We start from the raw sequence: 1690 nt of genomic DNA, 5'->3' as shown, positions 1-1690 counted from the left end.
GGAGCCCACCCCACCCGCCGCATCAGCTCCTCCCAGCCCCGCCGCGTCAGCGTGTCATAAATGAAAAAGGCCTTGGCCAGATCCTCATCCTCAATCACAACATCCAGACGATGCGCCCCAGGACTCAGCTCCACCGGCTCAGTCTTGTGAACATAGGGTCCCCAGATGGGATCCCGAACCGCGACCCGCCGATCGTCCCGGGCGTAAACCCGCAGGACAAGGCGGAGGGGAAAGGCGGTGGGAACGCTGAACGAATAGGAGCCGTCCTCGCTTGTGTAGGTGACGTCCAGCCGGGCGCGGCGGCACGCGGGGGGCGGAGTCGGGGGCGGCACGCGGGGCGGTCAGGGAATGGGTCTGGGCGGCTCCAGGCAGGGATGAGGGGAGGGCTCCGGCTCGTTCCACAGCTCCACCCGCACCCCCCGAGCCGGCAGCAGAGCGCCGGTGAGGGGATCCCGGTAATGGATCCGACCGGAGAGGTCCAGCCATCGGGCAGGAGCGGCAGGCGAAGGAGGGGAGGAAGCCGACGGAGAAACCGGAGGGGGAGACTCCTCCGGCTGGAAGTCCTCCGGAGAGACCTCCGGCAGGCCATAATCGGTGCAGGTGCCCGGGCGTTGATAGGAGGAGCAGAAGGTGGTGGGGCGCTCCCGCAGGGAACGGCCCGGCGCCTCCGGCGGCACCCCAAGGGCAAACCGATAGGGATCATAGGGAAAGCGAAGGGTGCAGGGGCGGACGCCGCCGCATTGCTGGCTCTTCAGGTTCCACGCCCGCCTAAAGGCGGTGTCGTAATCGGTCCAGTAGGCTTGAGCTTCAGTGCTCCAGCCCAGGAGGACGAGATGCCCGCGGTAGTGTTTGAAGTCATAAGGTTCTTCCTGTTGCAGGGCGTTGATCTGCCATTCCCCGGGATACTGGAGCTGGAGGGTGAGGCGGATGACCTCGCCGCGCTCTTCCTCCCGGTGGAGGGGATGGAACAGCGACTGTCGGCCCTGGCCTTCGAGGACGAAACGAAGGCGGGTGCCCGGGGCGGTGAAGTGACCTTCGCCGGTATAAGGGGTCAGGAGCTCCGCCGGATCCACCAGGTGGACGGTGTCGGTTTCCAGGCGGTAAGGGAGGGAGGTTTCAACGGCCAGAACCTGCAGGACGGCCGGGAGATGGAGGATGAGGACGTGAGGAGGGGCGGAAGGGGGAAGGGAGTAGAACACAAGGAGGGTGAGGTGAAAGGGGTGACCCACCTGAGGAGATTCTTCGAGGCGGAGACATGGGGAGCTGGGCCATGGGGGAGGGGATTCGCAGATCCAGTCGGAGGGGGAAGGCATAGAGCGGGAAGGGGAGGCCGCGCCGGGGAGACAGGCGGCCAGCAGGCTCAGCGCCAGGAAGAGCGCCCCTCGGAGGCGGACCAGCCAACGTAACGCGCTCATGGGTGCAACTCCCAAGAAAAGTTGTTTTTTTAAATTTTTTTGTTTTTTTAAATTTTATCCGCCAGGGGGCTGGACGGCCCGAAGTAGGGCAACGGCTTGCCGTTGCCCCGCGGGGAACAGGGAGGCTCCGCTCAACGATCTGCGGTTGCCGCATTAAAGAACCGGCTCCCGGGGGATGGCCGTCCGGCGGCGGGCCGCTTCCATGGCGGGAAGATACATCTCGTGGAGATATTCCTTCATCATCCGACGCGTGTTAAAAAAGGGGGCCAGGGAGC

Annotated in this window: 2 protein-coding genes; both read right to left on the bottom strand. The window is 64.8% G+C overall.

Features of this window, described 5'->3' with window-relative positions; all coding sequences use genetic code 11:
- On the bottom strand, nucleotides 1-332 hold a 332-nt coding region (locus VAE54_RS14250), incomplete at its 3' end, for a hypothetical protein (RefSeq protein WP_322802642.1).
- A gap of 9 nt (nucleotides 333-341) precedes the next feature.
- Nucleotides 342-1415 carry a hypothetical protein gene (locus VAE54_RS14245; RefSeq protein ID WP_322802641.1) on the bottom strand — a complete coding sequence of 358 codons (1074 nt, stop codon included), beginning with the start codon at nucleotides 1413-1415 and terminating at the stop codon, nucleotides 342-344.
- Nucleotides 1416-1690: the final 275 nt, after the last annotated feature.

The organism is Thermoflexus sp. (assembly GCF_034432235.1).
In the GTDB taxonomy this organism is placed as follows: Bacteria; Chloroflexota; Anaerolineae; order Thermoflexales; family Thermoflexaceae; genus Thermoflexus.
The sequence above is the reverse complement of the archived record's forward strand: the minus strand, read 5'-3'. Positions and strand labels throughout refer to the sequence as shown.